This window comes from Noviherbaspirillum sp. Root189, from assembly GCF_001428545.1.
Taxonomy (GTDB): Bacteria; Pseudomonadota; Gammaproteobacteria; order Burkholderiales; family Burkholderiaceae_D; genus Noviherbaspirillum.
The window spans coordinates 74,162-94,444 of the sequence record NZ_LMHZ01000023.1 but is presented as its reverse complement, the minus strand read 5'-3'; the positions used below and the strand labels follow the sequence as shown (position 1 = coordinate 94,444).

At 55.1% G+C, this 20,283-nt stretch carries 16 protein-coding genes and 1 tRNA gene; 6 read left to right on the top strand and 11 right to left on the bottom strand.

The window, feature by feature from the left end:
* Positions 1–125 precede the first annotated feature (125 nt).
* Together ASE07_RS14760 and ASE07_RS14755 are read left to right on the top strand one after the other, a co-directional pair.
* The gene (locus ASE07_RS14760) at positions 126–1,139 is read left to right on the top strand and encodes a branched-chain amino acid ABC transporter permease (protein WP_057291593.1); all 1,014 of its coding nucleotides are present in this window, start codon (positions 126–128) and stop codon (positions 1,137–1,139) included.
* Between the two features lie 4 nt (positions 1,140–1,143).
* The gene (locus ASE07_RS14755; protein WP_057291592.1) at positions 1,144–2,283 is read left to right on the top strand and encodes an ABC transporter substrate-binding protein; all 1,140 of its coding nucleotides are present in this window, start codon (positions 1,144–1,146) and stop codon (positions 2,281–2,283) included.
* A 144-nt stretch (positions 2,284–2,427) separates the two neighbouring features.
* On the opposite strand, the gene ASE07_RS14750 is transcribed toward ASE07_RS14755, so the two are convergent.
* A complete protein-coding gene (locus ASE07_RS14750) occupies positions 2,428–3,804 on the bottom strand; it encodes an erythromycin esterase family protein (protein WP_057291591.1) in 1,377 nt (458 codons plus the stop codon).
* A gap of 237 nt (positions 3,805–4,041) precedes the next feature.
* Between ASE07_RS14750 and ASE07_RS14745 the strand changes: the two genes are divergently transcribed.
* Positions 4,042–4,488: a CBS domain-containing protein gene (locus ASE07_RS14745; protein WP_057291590.1), complete on the top strand. Its 447-nt coding sequence runs from the start codon at positions 4,042–4,044 to the stop codon at positions 4,486–4,488.
* Positions 4,489–4,697: 209 nt separating this feature from the next.
* Here the strand turns inward: ASE07_RS14745 and ASE07_RS14740 are convergent, their stop codons facing one another.
* The 5 genes from ASE07_RS14740 to ASE07_RS14720 all read right to left on the bottom strand — a co-directional run bounded on the left by ASE07_RS14740 (position 4,698) and on the right by ASE07_RS14720 (position 10,736).
* Positions 4,698–5,741, bottom strand: a complete 1,044-nt coding sequence (locus ASE07_RS14740; protein WP_057291589.1) for an acyltransferase family protein — start codon at positions 5,739–5,741, stop codon at positions 4,698–4,700.
* A 138-nt stretch (positions 5,742–5,879) separates the two neighbouring features.
* Entirely contained in the window at positions 5,880–7,034 is a 1,155-nt protein-coding gene (locus ASE07_RS14735) for an MFS transporter (protein ID WP_162256886.1), read from the bottom strand.
* Between the two features lie 414 nt (positions 7,035–7,448).
* Entirely contained in the window at positions 7,449–7,631 is a 183-nt protein-coding gene (locus ASE07_RS14730; protein ID WP_057291587.1) for a hypothetical protein, read from the bottom strand.
* Between the two features lie 384 nt (positions 7,632–8,015).
* The gene (locus tag ASE07_RS28105; protein WP_082584162.1) at positions 8,016–8,510 is read right to left on the bottom strand and encodes a tlde1 domain-containing protein; all 495 of its coding nucleotides are present in this window, start codon (positions 8,508–8,510) and stop codon (positions 8,016–8,018) included.
* A gap of 258 nt (positions 8,511–8,768) precedes the next feature.
* Entirely contained in the window at positions 8,769–10,736 is a 1,968-nt protein-coding gene (locus tag ASE07_RS14720) for a DUF2075 domain-containing protein (protein ID WP_057291585.1), read from the bottom strand.
* Between the two features lie 474 nt (positions 10,737–11,210).
* On the opposite strand from ASE07_RS14720, the gene ASE07_RS14715 reads away from it, so the two are divergent.
* Positions 11,211–12,281, top strand: coding sequence for a nuclease-related domain-containing protein (locus ASE07_RS14715; protein ID WP_162256885.1), 1,071 nt, complete (start codon positions 11,211–11,213; stop codon positions 12,279–12,281).
* 101 nt (positions 12,282–12,382) lie between these two features.
* Here ASE07_RS14715 and ASE07_RS14710 read toward each other — a convergent pair.
* A tRNA-Pro gene (locus ASE07_RS14710) sits at positions 12,383–12,459 on the bottom strand.
* 63 nt (positions 12,460–12,522) lie between these two features.
* Positions 12,523–13,485 carry a Bug family tripartite tricarboxylate transporter substrate binding protein gene (locus ASE07_RS14705; RefSeq protein WP_057291583.1) on the bottom strand — a complete coding sequence of 321 codons (963 nt, stop codon included), beginning with the start codon at positions 13,483–13,485 and terminating at the stop codon, positions 12,523–12,525.
* A gap of 173 nt (positions 13,486–13,658) precedes the next feature.
* Between ASE07_RS14705 and ASE07_RS14700 the strand changes: the two genes are divergently transcribed.
* Both ASE07_RS14700 and ASE07_RS14695 read left to right on the top strand, forming a co-directional pair.
* Entirely contained in the window at positions 13,659–14,792 is a 1,134-nt protein-coding gene (locus ASE07_RS14700; protein ID WP_057291582.1) for a M14 family metallopeptidase, read from the top strand.
* Positions 14,789–15,253, top strand: a complete 465-nt coding sequence (locus ASE07_RS14695; RefSeq protein WP_057291581.1) for a CYTH domain-containing protein — start codon at positions 14,789–14,791, stop codon at positions 15,251–15,253. The genes ASE07_RS14700 and ASE07_RS14695 overlap by 4 nt, the downstream gene beginning before the upstream one ends.
* Positions 15,254–15,502: 249 nt before the next feature.
* On the opposite strand, the gene ASE07_RS14690 is transcribed toward ASE07_RS14695, so the two are convergent.
* From ASE07_RS14690 to acnA, 3 genes are all read right to left on the bottom strand, one after another.
* Positions 15,503–16,750, bottom strand: coding sequence for a DUF2863 family protein (locus ASE07_RS14690; protein WP_057291580.1), 1,248 nt, complete (start codon positions 16,748–16,750; stop codon positions 15,503–15,505).
* A 190-nt stretch (positions 16,751–16,940) separates the two neighbouring features.
* A complete protein-coding gene (locus tag ASE07_RS14685; protein WP_057291579.1) occupies positions 16,941–17,165 on the bottom strand; it encodes a hypothetical protein in 225 nt (74 codons plus the stop codon).
* A gap of 242 nt (positions 17,166–17,407) precedes the next feature.
* A complete protein-coding gene (gene acnA, locus ASE07_RS14675) occupies positions 17,408–20,119 on the bottom strand; it encodes an aconitate hydratase AcnA (RefSeq protein WP_057291577.1) in 2,712 nt (903 codons plus the stop codon).
* Positions 20,120–20,283: the final 164 nt, after the last annotated feature.

Sequence of the window (20,283 nt, the reverse complement as noted above, 5' to 3'; positions counted from 1 at the left end):
CTCTCGCATCCGGTTGCCACGCGCTGTCTTCCCGAACGCAGCGCGCACAGGCAACCGGCCTCGATGCGAATAAAGCGTAGCAATAGTGTGCTGTTCGGAATGACAGGTTTGAAAAGGTCGTAACTATGAACAAGAAACTCGGATATGCGATTGCGCTGGCGGTGGCGGTAGCAGCTCCCTTCGTCGTCTACCCGGTATTCCTGATGAAGGTCCTGTGCTTTGCGCTGTTTGCCTGCGCCTTCAACCTCCTGATCGGTTTTACCGGCCTGCTGTCCTTTGGTCACGCCGCCTTCTTCGGCATGGCAGGCTATGTGGCGGGCCATGCGCTGAAGGTCATGGGTTTGCCCTTCGAACTCGGCCTGATCGCCGGCGTGGTTGTCGCCGCACTGATCGGTTTGCTCATGGGTGGCCTGGCGATTCGCCGCCAGGGCATCTATTTCACAATGATCACGCTGGCACTGGCGCAGATGCTGTACTTCGTCTGCCTGCAGGCACCGTTCACGGGTGGCGAAGATGGATTACAGGGCGTGCCACGTGGCCACCTCCTCGGTATTATCGATCTGTCCAGCGACATGACCATGTATTTTGTTGTACTGGCCATTGCGATTGCTGGCTATGCGCTGATCGTGCGTACCGTGCATTCGCCGTTCGGCCAGGTGCTCAAAGCCATCAAGGAGAACGAGCCGCGCGCCATTTCACTCGGCTATGACGTCGACAAATACAAGCTGCTGGCCTTTGTTCTGTCCGGTGCGTTGGCGGGTCTTGCCGGCGCAACCAAAACCGTCGTGCTGGGCTTTGAAACACTGACTGACGTGCACTGGTCGATGTCCGGCCTGGTCGTGCTGATGACCCTCGTCGGCGGCCTCGGCACGCTGACCGGTCCCATCGTCGGCGCCATTGTCATCATTGCACTCGAGAACAAACTCGGCGACCTTGGCAATTTCCTGGCTGGCGTGTCGGGTATCGAATGGTTCCGGTCGATCGGCGAATCGGTAACCATCGTCACCGGCTTCATCTTCATCGTCTGCGTGCTGGCTTTCCGTCGTGGCATCGTTGGCGAACTCGTCGAGTTTGCGAAGAAACGCAAACCATCGCAGGCTCGCCTGCATACAACAGTGGTTAACACAATGGAGGGATGACGTCATGGGGCCACTTCGCTGGGTACGGTTGGCAGCAGCAGCTAGTGCAGCAATGTTTGCAATCAGCGCTTCGGGCGCGGATGACATCGTCATCGGGCAGGTGGCTCCATTGAGCGGCGTATTGGCCGACACCGGGAAAGACATGGTGTTGGGAGCAAAGGTCTATTTCGACTATATCAACGAGCAGGGCGGGGTCCACGGCAAGCGCATCCGGCACGTGGTCAAGGATGACGGCTACAAGGTGGATGAAACCGTCAGGCTCACGCGTGAAGTCATCAGCAAGGACGGCGCACTGGCGCTGATCGGTTTTGCCGGTACCGGAAACGTCGGCGAACTGCTCAAGCAAAAGGTTCTGGAAGAAGCCAATATTGCACTGGTGGCGCCGTACACCGGCGGCGAGGTGCTGCGGACGCCGTTCAATCCCTACATCTTCCATATTCGGGCCGGTTATGCCGATGAAGCGGAAGGCATCGTCGACCAGCTCATCATGCTGAATATGAAGCGCATCGGCGTGATGTACCAGGATGATCCCTTCGGCAAAGCGGGACTGGTCGGTGTCGAGGCCGCACTTAAAAAGCGCGGTCTTGAGATTGTCGGCACGGGTCCCTACGAAAAGAATACGGACAACGTGACCCATGCCGTTCAGGAGATCGCAAAAGCGAATCCGCAGGCGGTCGTCATGATTTCTGTGAACAAGAGCACGGCAGCGTTCAGCAAACAGATTCGCGCGGCGTCTACCGTGGCGCAGCTGGTGAACATTTCTGTGGTCAATCCGAAGGAAATCAGCCGCCTGATCGGCCCTGAAAGCGCGCGTGGTATCGGTGTGGCGCAGGTGATGCCTTACCCGTATTCGGCAACGGTCGGCATCGTCAAGGAGTACCAGCAGGCCATGAAGAAATATGCGCCCGCCGGTACTGAGCTGTCGTACACCAGCTTTGAAGAATTTGTCGGCGCCAAGGTACTGGTGGAAGGTTTGAAACGAGCCGGCCCCGGCGCCAGTCGCGAGAAAGTGATTCGCGCACTGGAGACCTTGAACCCGTTTGACACCGGCGGTTTTACGGTGCGTTTCTCGCCGAACAACCGTATCGGGTCAAGGTTTGTCGAGATTACGGTGATCGGCAAGGATGGACGCTTGCTGCGTTGAGCCGATCGGTACGCGGTATTGTGCAATTTAAGCGAAGATTTTAGTAGTGGTTGTAGTTGTTTTGTCCCCAGCAGTTTTAAGGGTCACGCATGCGTGACCCTTTTTTTCTTTGCCATGTGAATAACCTTCAACGGATTACCGATGTCATATCCCGGTCGGATAAGTTTCCGGTGCTTCATCATGATGCGTTTCGACCACCGCTTCAAGTGGACGCAAGGCCGTAGTCGTGTCCACATGGATCACCGCATCAAACTGCTTCGGCAGACAAGCATAAAAATAATGACTCATTCTTTCGCTGGCTGGCAGGTAAAGCACGCCGATGGCACGTTCAAGGCGACGCACTTCCAATAGCTCGGAGACATAACGACGACCGCGCAGAGGAAGGTAGAAATTCCCAATGCCCGTGTCGTGCAAGATCCGTTCATAACTTTCCGCATGCGAAGGGCGCACCGATTTTTTCTCGGCCGGACCATCCCATTCGGACGCCGCCGTGACAGTACCGTCGTGCGTCGTAAAGCCAAGCAGGAATATCTTGTCGCGCCCGAGACGCTGCCGCATCAGCTGACCGAGATTATGCTGGCCATGCTCACCCATTTCCGTTGCGCTTGCATCGCCGAGGTGGGAATTATGCGCCCAGACTACGACCTTCGCTTCGCGCTTGTTGCTGTTTTGCAGGTGTTCACGCAAGGCATCCAAAGTGTCGGCCATATGCGTGTCGCGCAGGTTCCAGGATTCATCATGCCCAAGAAACATGGTCCGGTAATATGCTTCGGCATTCCGTGCCACCCTTGCGTTTTGCTGCGCGTAAAAAAGTTCGTCGACATCCGCCGGGCTATTGCCGGCAACCAGATGACTAGCCTCGGTCGTCATCGCCACCAGCTGCCGCACGACTTCTTCTTCGCAGTCTTTTTTCATGCCGAAGGTCGCCGCATACCCATAGCGTTGCGGGTTCTCCGCAAGATGGTCGAAGCAGCCGTAGCGCGCACGCGCCTGCTTTGCCGCTTCGGGATCGACCTGCGACAGGTAGTGCACCACCGCTTGCATCGAGCTGCGCAAACTGTACAGATCCATGCCATAGAAACCAACGCGGCCATCGCGCTCGCTGCGATGCCGATTTTCCTGACGCAACCAGTTGATCAGCTCAACGATCTCGGTATTGCGCCACATCCATTGCGGAAATCGTTCAAAGCCCTGCAAGGCTTGCTGCGCGGTCGTGCTCGCCTGTTTGTTCTGAACGGCAGCGACGGACGGTGACGCTCCTGAGTCGCGTAGGTAACGGCTGACGCGCAAGGCGTCCGGCCAGTCGGCTTCGACGGCAATCGCATCGAAACGTTTCTCGGTGATCAGCTTTTTGGTGATTTCCGCCCGGATACGATAGAACTCTTGCGTGCCGTGTGTGGCTTCCCCGAGCAGCACGATGGAAGCATCGCCAATGTCAGCAACGATGCGATCAATGCTGTCAGTCCGCTCCAAGGGAATCGCTTCGCGCTGAAGCGCTTCAATGATTGAACGATCAGACATGGTACACCCCTGCAGTAACAAGCAATTCGGCCTCGTACGAGTGCGATAGTTCCGTAACAAGCATGCTCTCCGCACCATTTTTGGATACCGGCCAAACATCCGCGCATCTGCCAGATATCACCCATCAATCTGAAATCGTTTGGACTACACTGGATTTCGTTAGCGCCAATCGGCAGGTCGGCAGGTCGTTCACTTTGCTTATACCTGACTCGCCTGCCTTCAATGAAAGGAATAGCCATGCAAACAATCGCCGATATCATGACCCGCGATGTCCGCAGCGTATCGCCGCAAGAAAGCATCAGGCGTGCCGCCCAGTTAATGGATGAAATGAACGTCGGATCCTTGCCAGTATGCGATGGCACCAAGCTGATCGGTATGGTGACCGATCGTGACATTACCGTCCGTGCAACGGCAGCCGGACAGTCCCCCGATAGCACGCACGTCCAAGACGTCATGTCAGCCCAGGTGCGCTGGTGCTACGAGGACCAGACGGTCGATGATGTGATGGAACAAATGGCCGATAGTCAGATCCGTCGCATCCCGGTGCTGGATCACGATTCCGACGCACTTATTGGTATCGTGTCCCTGGGCGATATGGCAACCAAGCATTCGGCGCAGGTCGACCGGACACTGGGGGAAATCTCCAATCCATCAGAGCCGGATCGGCCGCAGTTGAATTCATGAAAGCAACGATCGCATCGTGTAGCTTGTGTAGCCAGTGAAGGAATGAAGGAGCGAAGGGAAGGGCGCGCATGATCGGTCGGTGGTTCAGGCTGAGCGCGTCCATTCCACGTTGTCCGGGGTAAGGTATCGGCTACAGTGACCCACGACTTCCTCCTCCAGAGGCAGGAACTCCGGACCGGGATGTTCCTGGATGCATCAGCGCATGTAGCTTAACCTTGGTTTGTTGCAACCTGAATGATTCCCGTCTTTCGACGACCCAGCCTGTTCTTGAGCGACAGGGCTGGTCGTTCCACCAGGTGCCACGACACTAACGCACATAACGCAGTGATAGCAACCGTCACCAACAAGCCCGGCAGGAACGGCAAATTTTTCCCCCATGCCCACAACACGGTTTGCTGCACCGGAAACGCATAGATATAAATGCCGTAGGAAATGTCCCCGAATCGACCGGCACGCCGGATAACCGACGTTGACAAGCGACCAATATAAATCGTCACCGCAGGAATCAGCAGAAGAAACCCCGCTCGTCCCATGCCCGCAAAGTAACAGCCAACTGCCAGCAATCCTAGCCCACCCAGCAGGTACTCCGGCCGTGTCGCCCATCGATCGCGGAACAGGTCGAGGCATACGCCTGCGAAGAAGAACAGTCCAAAGTAATACTGATAGTTATTCGGATCAGGCGCGACGATGAAGTAATATCCGGCAAATGCAATCGTGCCCGCCAATGCCAGTACGGGCAGCTTCAAGAGTCCCAGCACACCGCCAACAAGCAAACCGAAGTAACACCGCACCTCGAGAGGAATCGTCCACAACGAACCGTTGACCGCACGCGGGTAGATATTCTGCTCGAACACGCCAGGCAGAAAATACCGGATCGTCACTACCTTCAGGTTGCGCAGAAAATCCGGCAGCTCCGGATGGGCGAAATAGGCTTTCCACGGCAGGGTAGATACCAGCGGGCCAAGCACAAAGGCTGCGATCAATGTCACTGCTGCAAGGCCTGGCCAGATACGCAAAAATCTCTTGGCAAGGAATCGCACGATATGCGGATCTTGCCGCCAGCTTTGGGAAACAAGGAATCCGCTGATCGAAAAAAAGATCAACACCCCGAGCGTACCGAGGCTCATGCTATTGAGGAAGTCTGGTTCCGGCAGGCCGTTCAACGCATATTGATGGCTGATCAATACCAGCAGGGCGGCGCCGATTCGCAGGAAATCAAAATTGTTCAGGCGCGCATTGCCGGTGCTATTCATGGTTAATCTGCCGATCGCTGGGGAAGGTATGCCTGAGCGATATTGCACGCTGCAAACAGGCGGGGAGATTGTACACGAGCCGATTCTGCGCAAACCCGGCCACGTCTCGCGACACAGCCGGCAAAAGCATCAATGCGGTCAAGCGTCTGCAGCAACCTCTACATGCCGACGCGACACCACCGCAAGCCGGCAGCTCAGGAAAAAGCCAAGCACAAGCACGATCGTGCTCGCCGTAAACGCTGTTTTGAACCCGCCCGCATACTCGATCAACAGACCTGCAAGCGCGGGTCCGATAAACTGCCCGGTTGCATAAAACAGCGTCACGTAACTGGTTGCGCGTGGTGCAAAGGCCGGTTCAACGGATTCTGCGGCAATCGTCAGAATCGACGTGAACATCCCCGAGACCGTGCAACCAAGCATGATGTAATGCATGGTAAAACCGGCGGTCGTCGGCCACACCACAGGAATCACTGTGCCAACCGCATTCAGTGCAACGGCAATCATCAGCGTCGGCGACCGCCCGAACCGATCCGAGATATACCCCCAGGTCGGCGCAGCGAAAACGGAAAGAATTCCCAGCAGCGCCGACATGCGTCCCGCAATCACAGGAGACATGCCGGAATCCAGCGCGAAGCTATACATGAAAGTCGTCTGCGCAATGTAAGTCGTGCCAACCACGCCATACAACAGGGCGACGATGTTGATCCGGCTGTTACGGTACATCGGCACGGCCGGTGCCGATTTCATTGAACCTGCGACCTGCTTCGTACGCGGCAGATACGCAATGCTCGCCACCAGTGCCAACGCGCTCGACACCGCAAAGACGACCCAGGACCAACGCCATGCCGAACGACCCAAGGTCTCGTTCAGGTAGGGCACCATAAAGCTCGCCCCCAACACGCCGACCCCAATTCCGCTATTGGTCATGCCAATCACCGCCCCGCGACGACCGGGAAAGCAGCCTGCAAGAAGGGAAATCACCGGTGTGTATGCGAACGCCGTGCCGCAGCCGAGCAGCAGCATGGAAAACAGCAGCATGCTCTGCTGCGAGCTGATGCTCAGCACGATAAAGCCCACTGTCGTCAGGCTCAGTCCCAGAACGACCGCCGCGCGTCCACCATGCTTTGACGCAAACATCCCGGCAACCATCACCAGAAACAGATAGCCCAGCGCAGCAACCGTGCCGAGGTTGCCCGCCTGCTGATACGTCATGCCAAGGTCGGCACGCATGAACGGCAAGATCAACCCGAACGCCAGCCGGGCGAGCGCCACGGTGACGAGAGTAACCAACATGCCGGTCAGGATGGGAACTACGATAGAAGGTGAATCAACGGTCTCGTTGTGACGCGGTTTGCTGGCCTGCATTGAAATCTACCGGGTGTTGTCGTTATGGTCGACGTCAGCGCGTTGTCTCGTGGTTGGTAGCTGCGGTGCCGACGGGTGTTTTTGTCCGAAGCAATGACAGTAGCATTTTTTAGGGGAGGGCGTTTGGGAGGGGTTTTGCGGATCACCGGCCAATAGCGTAAGCAACGCACCAATGTCAAACGCGAAGAGCAGCCCGGCTCAAACACGAAGAGCGGTCCGGCTCCTTCCCCCTTGCAGGGGGAAGGTTGGGATGGGGGTAGTGCGGTCAAGCCAACGCAATCGCTCGAAATAGCCACCACTCATTAACTTCAATCCGAAGCAAGCATAAGAAAAGCATCAACCTCAATGCTTCTTCTCAACCTTCCCCTCGTCCGGTTTCACTTCATCAAGTTTCGAAACTTCATCAGGCTGAATGCCACTCGGCAAGCCAATATCTTCCGTAGCAATCACATCTTCAGTCGTGCGAACCGGTTTCGGTCCCGCGTTATCTGCCGGTGATTTATTTGCTGGTGTTGGTCCTGTCATATCGTCCTCCAAATCGGGTTTGATATGGGTATATCGGCAATGTTCAATTTGTCATGAGGAGGACTACGAGACAACTATAAAAGTATCAGGGATTTCCTAACCGTAATGCCACAATTCATTACCCATTGGTTTTAGGGAAGAGTTATTGGCTCTGCCTGAATTGCTTGACAGCCCACCGTCCGACTACCACGCTGAGCACGATCGTAAAGACATCCACAACGACAAGCATTGGTACAGGGTTCTCCCATTTGTCCATATTTGTGGTTCGACCGAAGTACGGTGACCCCTCACCAAAGGCACCTGTAATCGCATCAAGATTAACGTACGCCACAAACAAGATAAGCAGTGCGCAAAGGAAGAGACTGACATACGGAAGATGTTTTTTCATGATGCATATCGCACTGTCAGCGGGATGAAGCAATCAACGTGGCCCTTGAGTTCACGTTTGAGCGAATCGACAAACTGATTCATATAAACAGACAGGTCAATACATCCAGCACTCCCCAGTGTCCTACCGCCGTGTATGAAGAAACCGCCACGCTTATATGTCACTGTGTTTGGATAAGGATGAATCGTAATCCAGTAATCCCCCCAAGCTGGTCGCGGATTGCGTAATCTGTACCAGGAGTTTTCTTGGAGTTCAGACGGCTGAATCCAATAATCGCCAGCAGGGATAGGTCCCTGGTCCGGAATCTGTTGTTGGCCTACAGAGTAAACGAACGTTCCACCATTTTGACGTCCCAAAACGGCGGGGAAGGCATGGAGCTGGCTAGAGCCATGCGCACGAAGCGCTTGTCCATCAAAGCGTAGAGTTAGGGTCGATCTTGCGCAGCTTGGAACACGCGGCGTAAACCACTCTCGAATATATCGATCTGGCATTGGCACTTCTTAGGGAATTATAAAAAATGCAATTTATCATGTAAGAGGAATGCTTAGCATCCCATGTTTATGTTGGGGTGTCTGGAAGTGAGGCGCGGTTCTTTTAAGGACCTTTTAGGTTGGTGTCGATGCGGAGCTGTTTACTGTACGTATTGGCATGATTGTCCTGTCAAAGTCACTTCTCAAAACAATAGGTATGTCGACCGCGATACTTACTACAGGTGATCACGGAAACGAGTTGGACAATGACAGTGTGTTTTACACAGTTTCAATTCCGATCGATTTTAAGAACTTATAAATTGGATCGTAATATTCCGGCAGACGAGTGGAGTCTTCACTGTTCCCTTCAGGGACAAAAATTACCATTCCTTGCCGGGCGCGCGTCAACAGCACGCGATACGAATTTAGTAGGTACCGGCTCTTCGCTACATCGTTTAACTTTTGCCATTTCGTACCTTGAAATCTATGCATGCTCCATGCGGTTTCTTTCCAACGTAAGTTGGCATCCCAGCAAACGCATATCCAATCAAGTTCAAGACCTTGAACATCGAATTCCGAACCAGCGTCTTCCAAAGCGTCCGAGGACCGAATATCTAAGTGAGGGGCAAGGAACCACATAGACGGTTCAATCTTGGCCTTCATGAAAATTCCCTCGGGTTTGAGCCGTAGCGCGTTCGACGAGGCTACCAATCCCGCTCGTTCCATTCCGCGGCGATTTAATCGCAGCCAGCTCCGTGCATTACTAAGATTTCTAGTGACGCGGATTGGATAGTCACTTAGCGTCGCAAATAGTTCTCTCGCCCGGGAGATGTCCCCGTCAATTAAAGCACCGATAAACTCAGAAAGTCGTTCAGCCCTGAAGGAACGCAATGATACGGCGAGATGTAAGGCCGGAGCTATTGATATGGCATCACCCGAAAAAAACTCTGTCATTTCTTGAATGGGTAGATAATTCGGGCCGTTTAGCTGGTCTGAAATATGAACTCTCCAATGCGGAAATTTCTTTTTTAGGGCTTGAAGCCACTCTGTAATTCCGGCCTCGCCGGTATTGATCTCCTGTCCTCCACCAATAAGGCAAACCACGGTACACCAATCTGGATGACGGTCCATTACAGAAAGGAGAAACTCGGGCTCCGACATTGAGAAGCCAACGAGTTCACGTTTTTCTCGCATGAATCGGCTTGTTTGCTCAACGTCCCACGCGCGCTGGGCCTCATCAAAAACCACAACCTTCTCAACAGGCGGGAATGCCGACTGCAAATTTTCGTCTCGAAAGTGGTGAATATTTTGTATGAAGGCGCATGCTTTTGTATATTCTTCCCTCCGAGATGGTCGATGCTCTCCGGCGCATCGTAGTTGATCCAGCCTATCAATAGTAAGAGCATCGCGCAGTACATCGACAAGAGGGCCGTTCCCCGATAAGAAGACCGCATGCTCGTCCGCGTGTGCTTTCATTCGTGATTGGGCAATATTTAAGCCGGCCAGCGTTTTTCCTGATCCTGGTACACCAGTGATAAAGCAGATCGTTTTTTGATTTTGACTTTTCGAGAGCTCAATTACGCTGTTAATGTATGCACTTGTTGTCGTAAGGTTTTTTGCACCAGATTCGCTACGCGATATTTCCTCTACATTGTGGCCACGATAAAGCGCTTGGGCTGCTTCAACTATTGTAGGCGTCGGTTTATAGCGCCCTTTTTCCCAATGCATCGCGTCGATGTTGTCGCTGCCATAACGTTTAACAAAGACGTCAATCACATTATGTAAGCCGGCTGCGTTGGCTAATATCGGTGCGGATACACCGTCATGCGAAAACACAGCGCAAATTGGAACGTCAACTGCCTCGGTCGCAATAAGAATAGGAATAATGCGTCGGTGATGGCTAGTTTCGTGAAAGTTTTTTAAATCTAACGCGTATCCTAAAGTTTGATTGATATCTTCGTGGATGTACTGATGCTTGCCGACTTTATATTCCAAAACGAAGACGAGCCCGCAGTAAACAATAACTGTGTCTGCACGACGACCCATTCGAGGAATCGTGAACTCTAAAAAAATATGTGCCTTCGGAATTTGCAGCGCAAGGTCGCGTAGGTGCTTAATCTGGAATACCCAGGCCCCACGTTGATTTTCTTCAAGCTTCGGCGTTCTCGAAGTAAGTATGCCCAGTATTGCGTTGCCGTCAGCATTCGCAAAGTCGCTTGCTAAAGCACTGTAATAAGACCGATCCATCGTTAGCTAATGGTTGCGTATTAAGGCTAATCATTTTGCCAGGAATTTAAGTATTTATTGCGACATGGAAATATTGTGCTGCAGAAAATTCTGACTGCTTGTGCCGCCGGTTTAATGATTCAAACTGGTTAGCTGAGCATTTAAGCGAATAGCTTTAAGATTGTTGGTATCAATGTCGTTGTCGTGATTTGGACAGGTGATCTTCAAGAATGCTGGAGATGCAGACAAAATGGTCAGTCTAAATTTTGGCCACCTGTTTGATTCTATTCGTGCTTGCGTGAGGAATCGCGCATTAAGCCCTATGCTCTAGGCTTAATGCACTGCTCCAAATCATATCTTATCCATAGTATTCATTGTTACAATAAGGAAACATTGTGGTTAAAGACGTGCAGGTTGATATTGGAGGGTAATAGGGTGATTTGCAAAGATGCGGACAGCAAGGCTGAGGCCATTGCAATATTGGAGCGCCTACACGTGAAGGCTTCCGCGGACAAGAAATCATTGGTTGAACGCGAACTGCGGATGTTGCGTGCCGGTATAAAAGGAGAGCAGGAGGCCGCTTATCTTATTGATTTTCAACTCAAAGACAGCCAAAACACTGCCGTTATCCATGACCTGCGCCTCCAACTTGAAGATGGTCGTGTCGCACAAATTGACCATTTATTGATCCATCGGACCCTTCGGTTCTATATTCTGGAAACCAAACACTTTTCTCATGGTGTCAAGATTACGGACGAGGGCGAATTCCTACGTTGGAACGACTGGAAGAAGACTTATGAAGGAATGGCTTCGCCGATCGAACAGAACGAGCGTCACGCCGCAGTGCTGCGCATCCTACTGAGCAAACTCGGCATGGGAGAAACGAAGATCGCGTCTATGATTTTGGTTTCCCCGCAGGCGAGGATTGATCGCTCGAAGCGGTTTAACAGTGACATGGTTGTCAAAGCCGATCAATTTTTGACTGCGATGCAAAAGAACTTAGACAATGCTAGTTTTCTTGGCCTGCTAGGCGGTTTTGCAAAAACGACGTTTTCTGATTCGATTAGCAACCTTGCGAATAAGCTTATCCAACTGCATCGGCCAATTACCGTTGATTATGCTGCTAAATTTGGTATGGTCGACCTTTCGCATACGCACGCGAGCTCGCCCGGAGCTACGCAATTCGGCCAACCTGCGAATCCGGTAACATCTTTACCAATTACTCCCGTACCACCATCTGCCAAAACCGCCGATATGCCAATACAATTTGGCCGCTCAGCTTCTTCGACGCCAGACGCGGCGCATGTAAAGTCAACGCAACCCCTACAAGAACATTACTGCCGCAAATGCCACGGCACAGATATTTCAATCCAGTACGGTAAATTTGGATACTACTTCAAATGTGGCACCTGCAACGGGAATACACCAATCAAGCTTAATTGCGGTAAAGAAGGGCACAAAGAGCGGTTGCGGAAAGATGGGCTGCAGTTCTACCGTGAATGTACAGATTGCCGGAGCAGCACAATGTATTTTATTAATTCACAGCAAGTGCCTAGTGGAACATAACGAACGCAGCTGAAGAGCACGCTCCTCTGTAAAATTTCTTGCTAAATTCCAGGCAACAAAAAAGCCGCACAAGGCGGCTTTTCGTAAGTCTTTGAATCTATTGGTCGGGGCGAGAGGATTCGAACCTCCGACCCCTTGCACCCCATGCAAGTACGCTACCAGGCTGCGCTACGCCCCGACGAAGCACGCATTATAGCAGAGCCGTTATGATTTCCGCCACGCATCTGCAGGGCATTCGAGCTTAGTCAAGCTTGGCACCGGTCTTGCGGACGATCGGTTCCCATTTTGCCGCTTCTGCGGCGATTAATGACTGAAAGGCCTCCGCAGTACCGCCAATCGGCTCCAGGCCAGCATTATTCAGTCGCTGCCGGACATCCGCCATTTTCAGGATGGAATCCATTTCGCGGTTCAGGCGCTGGGTGATTTCTACCGGCGTGCCTTTCGGGACCAGGACACCGTTCCATGTGATCGACTCAAAATCCGGCAGACCGGATTCGGCGACTGTGGGTAGATCAGACAACAGAGGGAAGCGGCTGGCGCTGCTGACGGCAAGGGCTTTTACCTTACCGCTCTTGACCTGGGGCATCACTACCGATGGTACGGAAAACAGCATCTGTGTTTCTCCTGATACCAGTGACAATGCCGCAGGCGGTGCGCCGTTGTACGGAATGTGCACGACGTAGCTGCCGGTCATGGACTTGAATAATTCCATGGTCAAATGCGACGACGAGCCATTGCCTACCGAGGCGTAGTTCAGCTTGCCGGGACGGGCGCGTGCGTAGGCGATCAGCTCGCGGACATTCTTCACGGGCAGGTCGGCGCTGACGGCGAGGACATTGGGCTGGGAGCTCGTCTGGATGATGGGCACCAGGTCCTTTTGCGGGTCGTAGGGCAGGCGCGTGAGGAACTGGGTATAGGCGAGTGGGCCGTTGTAAGAAATCAGCCAGGTGTGGCCGTCCGGTGCGGCGCGGGCGACATTGCCGGTGGCGATGGTGCCTGATGCGCCGGGGACGTTGTCGATGACGATGGGTTGGCCGAGACGGTCCTTGAGCTTGTCGCCGAGCGTGCGGGCAATGATGTCCAGCGATGAGCCGCCGGGTGCGGCGACGACAAAGCGGATGGGGCGTGAAGGCCAGTTGTCGGCATGGGCGGACAGCGCGGCGGCGGCCAGTCCCAGGAGCGCCAGAATCTTGCAAAAGATCATTGTCGTGTTTGTGGCATAGAATGAAACCGCTGAATGGTATCAGCCCCGATGCGGCCATGTCTCGTGCTTAGCGCTGAGGCAGGAATCGTTGCACCGCTGGCTATCAGGTATCAGGATGCGCAGGAATTGCAAACGTTGCAGGCATTCGTCGACTACTTATCTCTCTTTCATGCATGACAATCAAAATCAGCCAACACTTTGACGCAGGCGCCATCGAGGTGGTCCGTGCGGACTCTCCGGACGCTATCGATCTTCACCTCCGCAAGGATTCGCATGCGGATGTCCTTCAGTGGTTTTATTTTCGTGTTCAGGGCGCGCGCGGGCAGGCTTGCACGATGCGTCTGCTGAACGCGTCGCAGGCGGCATTTCCGGGCGGCTGGGTCAATTACCAGGCTGTTGCCAGCTATGACCGCGAGACGTGGTTTCGCGTGCCGACTTCGTATGACGGCAAGGTACTGACGATCTCGCATACCCCTGAGCGAGATAGCGTGTACTACGCGTATTTCGAGCCGTATTCCTGGGAGCGGCATTTGCGCTTGCTGGCGCAGGTTGAAAACATCGAGGGCGGTCGTGTGCTGGACCTGGGGTCGACGCTCGACGGACGGGACTTTAATGTGGCGGTGCTCGGCAATCCGGATGCCGACAAAAAGATCTGGGTGATCGCGCGGCAGCATCCGGGCGAGACCATGTCTGAATGGTTTGTTGAAGGGATGCTCGATGCGTTGGCCGATCGATCGAATCCGCTGGCGCGCCGTTTGTTGCAGCAGGCGGTTTTTTACGTGGTGCCGAACATGAATCCGGATGGCTCGGTGCGCGGGAATCTGCGCACCAATGCGGCGGGAGCCAATTTGAATCGCGAATGGGTGAACCCGTCGATGGAGCGCAGTCCCGAAGTCTATCTTGTGAAAAACAAGATGCATGAGACTGGCTGTGATCTGTTTCTGGATGTGCATGGGGACGAGACCCTGCCGTACAACTTTGTGGCCGGTTGCGAAATGCTGGATGGCTTTACCGAGCGTCAGCAGCAGGAGCAGCAAGGGTTCATTGATAGCTTCGTGAAGGCGAGTCCGGATTTCCAGACCAAGGTTGGCTATGAGGCGAGCAAGTATCGCGAAGAGATGCTGCAGCTGGCATCCAAGTATGTCGGGCATTCGTTCAAATGCATTTCACTGACGCTGGAGATGCCGTTCAAGGACAATGCCGATCTGCCTGATCCGCAGGTAGGGTGGAATGGTGCACGCAGTGCGCGGCTTGGTGCGGCGGCGTTGCAGCCAATGCTGGATGCCATCGAGAGGATGAAGGCATGAGTGTCGAGATTGAGCGCAAGTTTCTCGTGCGGGGCGATGCCTGGAAGGCGTTGGGGCAGGGGGTATTGCTGCGTCAGGGGTATTTGTCGTCGAATCCGGAGCGGGTTGTCCGGGTACGCATCGAGGGCGATGGGGCGGTGCTGACGATCAAGGGGCGTTCGGTGGGGGCGACGCGTGGGGAGTGGGAGTATGCGATTCCGGTGGCGGATGCACAGGAGATTCTGGACGGGCTATGCGAGCGGCCGATTATTGAGAAGACGCGTTATCGGATTGAGTTTGAGGGGATGACCTGGGAGGTAGATGAGTTTATGGGGGATAACGCGGGGTTGGTAGTGGCGGAGATTGAGCTCTTGACGGAGGATCAGGTGTTTGTGAAGCCGGAGTGGGTGGGGGATGAGGTTACGGATGATGCACGGTATTTCAATTCGAATTTGATTCGGCGGCCGTATTCGAGTTGGTGAGGACATTGGGAGTGCTGCGGTTTGCTTGAGCTTTGGTGGAGCGCTTAATAAATATTGTCGTTGGGCGACCGCCGCACCCCCATCCCAACCTTCCCCCTACGAGGGGGAAGGGGTTTTACGGAGGGTGTGGCTAGCAGGGGTTGTGGGTTGCGGAGGGATTTTCCTGCTGCGCTGTAGCGTGCGGCTTGGTGGTGTTGTGTCTTGCTTGCTTCCGGACTGATCAGCTGCTTGCGCCGTACGCTGCCAGCCTCAATGCAGATGGCCGTTGCTTGCCGGTGCGTCGTCCGGCAGCTCCGCGTGTACCAACTCCGCTTCCGCATCCGGATAAAGCGGTGCGCCACAGTCATCGCAGAAGTCCATCGGGAACTCCTCAGAATGCCGCTTGATATGCGTGACGCCACAGGCGCGTAGCAGAGCGATGATTTGCTCGACGGGGGTACGCACTTCGGTATCGAGGATTTCCGGTGATGTGATTGATTCGAATGTCGTCACGGCGGATTCGTCCTCGTCTTCGGCGCCGTAGAGCGGCCAGACCACCCCGTACACCACTTCCGGGCTTTGTCGCAGGGTGAAGGCGACACGGTACTCATCGACGCGTCCGCTGCCGGGTTCTTCGCTGAAGCTGCCGATGATGGCGCGCAAGGCGGTGGTTTCTACGCCCAGGGTATGGGTCAGAAAATGTACGGCGGCGCGTATCGACGCGGGACGGATCTGGCGGTCGGCTTCGCGGCATGCGACGTAATAGGCTTCGGGCATCAGGAGTTCAATGCCGCAACCGGGGAGCAGGGGGGCGATGTTTGGTGTGGCCTGGCGTCGCCATTGCTCCAGGGCTTTCTCACGGTCGGCGGGGTGCGCGCTGGCCTGCCAGGCAAACATGGGCGAACCCATGCGGACCGCCACGGCGGCGAGCAGATAGCGGGTATCGGCAAGGAATGGCGCTGTCTCAGGCGCATTGGCTTGCGCCTTCAAGCTTGCCGCCTTGACAGCTGCCTGTGCCATGCGCTGTGTCAGCGCAAAAGTCTCCGCATGGGTGCGGGGCAACTGATCGATGGAAAACAGGGTTGGCGCCATGGCAACGTGGGCATCCGGCGCGAGCAGATGACCGTGCAGATGCGCGCACAGTGCGTTGCGGACCTCGTCCGGTACCGGGCCGGACGCAATCGAGAAGCGCGTCCAGGCGAGGACCGGAATGGCGATCAGCAGGGCCTCGTAGTGCACGCCTTCGTGTTCGATGAAGCAGGACTCGCTGCCTGCTTCGACGGCTTCCATCAGGGTGTCGTACGCGGGCAGGTCGGCCTTGAACAGGTGTTCGAGGGCTGCATCGACGTGTTCCTGATGGTTGGCCTTCAGGATTTTGTGCAGCAGGGCATCCAGTGAATGCTCCCAATTCCGCTCTTCCAGACGGCTGGCTGACTGCGCCACGCCTTGCGCGAGAGAAACCAGACGCTGGCTGTCCGCTGACAACTTATTTGCAGAACTTTTGGATAGACGACGCATGGTGGATAGGATAGGCGAAGAGGAAACGTATTGTAGTTGATTCAACAGGATGCCACCAAAAGACGGCGGGCGGGAGGACGACGATCAAGAAAACAAAACGCCGCATGAGGTATATGCGGCGTTTTGCGTATTACGTTGTACGTGCGGCCTTTGCCGCTTTATGTGTCGGCTAGGGCGATAAGCGGAGTGCTTACTTGGATGCTTCAGTTCCGGATGCTGCCGGAGCAGCAGGGGTAGCAGGAGCGGCCGGAGCAGCTGGTGTCGCAGGAGTAGAACTATGCGTGGACGAAGATGGCACTTCGGTCGGATTATGTCCTGCGGCTTCGCCTTGCATATCGATCTTGTCGCCGCCTTTCATGATCACGAATAAGGCAAGCAGGGCGAAGGCGATAAAGGCAACGAAGATTTTCCACATGATCAGTCTCCAGAACAGTTCTTAAAAGTAATAAAGGTGAAACGTAAGCTTTACAAACAAAACGCCGGAAAACTCCGGCGTTTTTCTTTGGCTAAAGAATAGCAGTGCATTCTTACACGTGGCTTGCAAGCCGGGCGGCCGTCGTCCGCCGCGTCTTAACATAAAGAGTAGCGAGACGGACGGAGCCACGCCGGTGACAGCCTGGCCCGCCATACCACTTCCTTACGCTGCGTTACGCTTCTTTACGCAGCCAGCAACTGACGCAACACGAATGGCAGAATGCCGCCATGCTTGTAGTAGTCGACTTCGATCGGCGTATCGATACGCAGCAGGACAGGGACTTCCTGCTGGCTGCCGTCGGCGCGGTTGATCACCAGGGTCACAGTCTGCTGTGGCTTGATGTCGTTTTCGATGCCTTTCAGGTCGTAGGACTCTTCGCCGGTGATGTTCAGCGACTGCACGCTATCGTCGCCCAGGAATTGCAGCGGCAGGACACCCATGCCGACCAGGTTGGAACGGTGGATACGCTCGAAGGAACGTGCAATCACAGCCTTGACGCCCAGCAACTGCGTGCCCTTGGCAGCCCAGTCGCGTGACGAACCTGTACCGTATTCTTCGCCTGCAAACACCATGGTCGGTACGCCGTCGGCGACGTATTTCATCGCTGCGTCATAGATCGACATTTGTTCGCCGCTCGGCTGGTGCACGGTCAGGCCGCCTTCAACGCGGGAGCCGTCTTCCTTCGGCGGGATCATCAGGTTCTTGATGCGCACGTTGGCGAAGGTGCCGCGCATCATGACTTCATGGTTGCCACGGCGCGAGCCGTAGGAATTGAAGTCAGCCTTCAGAACGCCGTTTTCGAGCAGCCACTTGCCGGCCGGGCTGGTTTCCTTGATCGAGCCTGCCGGGGAGATGTGGTCGGTGGTGATCGAGTCGCCGAAGACGCCCAGTGCACGTGCGCCGGAAATGCCGGTTGCAGCGGCTTTCGGCTGCATTTCAAAGTCGTTGAAGAACGGTGGTTCGGCAATATAGGTCGACGCCGGCCAGTTGTAGACTTCGCCCTTGGCGACGCCCTTGATCTGCTCCCACAGCTTGCCGGGTGCGCCTTTGACGTCGGCGTAGTTTTCCTTGAAGGTCTTGCCGTTGAGCGCGTATTTCAGCAGCTTGTTGATCTCTTCCGAAGTCGGCCAGATGTCGCCCAGATAGATGTCCTTGCCGCCTTTGCCCTTGCCGACCGGCTCGGTCATCAGGTCGCGGGTGACATTGCCGGCAATCGCGTAAGCAACAACCAGTGGCGGCGAAGCCAGGAAGTTGGAACGGATGTTCGGGTGGATACGTGCTTCGAAGTTACGGTTGCCCGACAGCACGGCGGACGCCACGATGTCGTTCTTGATGATCGCTTCGTTGAGTTCAGGGGTCAGGTCGCCAGCGTTACCGATACAGGTGGTGCAGCCGTAGGCGGTGACGCCGAAGCCCAGTTTTTCCATGTAAGGGAGCAGGCCGGCATCTTCCAGGTACTTGGTGACGACGCGCGATCCGGGCGCGAGCGAAGTCTTGATGTGCGGAGCGACCTTCAGGCCGGCTTCAACAGCTTTCTTGGACAGCAGGCCGGCGGCCAGCAGCACGCTCGGGTTGGAGGTGTTGGTACAGGACGTGATCGCAGCAATCAGCACGTCGCCGTTCTTGACCTTGACGCCGTTGGTGGTCTCGTACTGCGCTTCGAGGTCTTCCGGCTTCTTGTTGAAGCCGTTTTCGGACACTGGCTTGGAGAACAGGTCGGCAAAAGTCGCCTTGACGTTGCCGATTTCGATACGGTCTTGCGGACGCTTCGGACCAGCCAGCGATGGAGCGACAGTGCCGAGGTCGAGTTCGACCACGGTGGAGTAGTCGATTTCGCCGACTTTCGGAATACCGAACAGGTTCTGGGCCTTGAAGTAGGCTTCGAAGGCGTCGATTTCGGCCTTGGTGCGGCCGGTACCGCGGAAGTAATCAATGGTGGCATCGTCAACCGGGAAGAAGCCCATGGTGGCGCCGTATTCCGGTGCCATGTTGCCGATGGTGGCGCGGTCTGTCAGTGTCAGCGACTCTGTGCCTTCGCCGAAAAATTCCACGAACTTGCCGACGACCTTGTGCTTGCGCAGCAATTCGGTGATGGTCAGGACCAGGTCAGTCGCTGTGACGCCTTCCCGCAGCGCGCCAGTCAGGTTGACACCGACTACGTCTGGAGTCAGGAAGTAGACCGGCTGGCCAAGCATGCCGGCTTCGGCTTCGATACCGCCCACGCCCCAGCCGACCACGCCGATGCCGTTGATCATGGTGGTGTGGGAATCGGTACCGACCAGTGTGTCCGGATAGTAAACGTCTTGTTTCTTGTGAACACCGCGAGCCAGGTATTCGAGGTTAACCTGGTGCACGATGCCGAAGCCCGGCGGCACGACGCCGAACGTGTCAAATGCCTGCATGCCCCACTTCATGAACTGATAGCGCTCGTTGTTGCGCTGGAATTCCAGTTTCATGTTGAGGTCGAGCGCTTTCTTTTCGCGGAAGTGGTCGATCTGCACGGAGTGGTCAACAACCAGGTCAACCGGCACCAGCGGCTCGATGTTCTTCGGCTTCTTGCCCAGCTTGGAGGCGACGTTACGCATCGCGGCCAGGTCGGCCAGCAGCGGAACGCCGGTGAAGTCCTGCAATACGACGCGCGCGACAACGAACGGAATTTCGTCGACACGAGGAGCCGCGGGAGCCCAGTTCGCCAGTTCGCGAACGTGCTCTTCGGTCACTTTCTTGCCGTCGCAGTTGCGCAATACGGATTCGAGCACGATGCGGATCGAAACCGGCAGGCGCGAAATGTTCACGCCAAGCTTCTTCTCCAGCGCGGGTAGCGAGTAGAACTTGCCTTTCTTGGAATCCGAGATCTTGAATTCCTTCAGCGTGTTCAGAGTATTGCGGGACATAACCTCTCCTTAGTTGTTAGTACTGAACTGTTTATTTAGAGCACCTATCAAAATGCCGCTTGCCGCGTTGCCCGGGCCGCCGAGGTCTCCTGGCCGTACGCCTGTACTGGCCTGTACGGTCTTCGTCGGCGCGCCTTGCCATCGTCATTTTGATAGGAGCTCTT